Annotated in this window: 1 protein-coding gene; it reads left to right on the top strand. The window is 62.8% G+C overall.

Annotation, left to right across the window (positions count from 1 at the left end; genetic code table 11):
- On the top strand, positions 1 to 350 hold a 350-nt coding region (locus AC1D3B_RS36275), incomplete at both ends, for a methyl-accepting chemotaxis protein (RefSeq protein WP_478195485.1).

Raw genomic sequence — 350 nt, 5'->3', positions numbered from 1 at the left:
GTGATCGATGGCATTGCCTTCCAGACCAACATCCTGGCGCTGAATGCCGCWGTCGAAGCAGCACGCGCCGGCGAGCAAGGCCGTGGATTTGCTGTTGTGGCCTCCGAAGTCCGCAACCTCGCGCAACGCTCCGCAGCGGCAGCCAAGGAAATCAAGACGCTGATCGGCGACTCGGTGGAGAAGGTCGAGGAAGGCAGCAAGCAGGTGGCCGAAGCGGGCAAGACGATGGAAGAGATCGTCGACAGCGTGAAGCGGGTGACCGACATCATGGGCGAGATCACCGCGGCGAGCCAGGAGCAGACCTCGGGCATCGAGCAGATCAACCAGGCGATCACGCAGATGGACCAGGT

This window comes from Variovorax sp. P5_A3 (genome assembly GCF_056400665.1).
The sequence above is the reverse complement of the archived record's forward strand: the minus strand, read 5'-3'. Positions and strand labels throughout refer to the sequence as shown.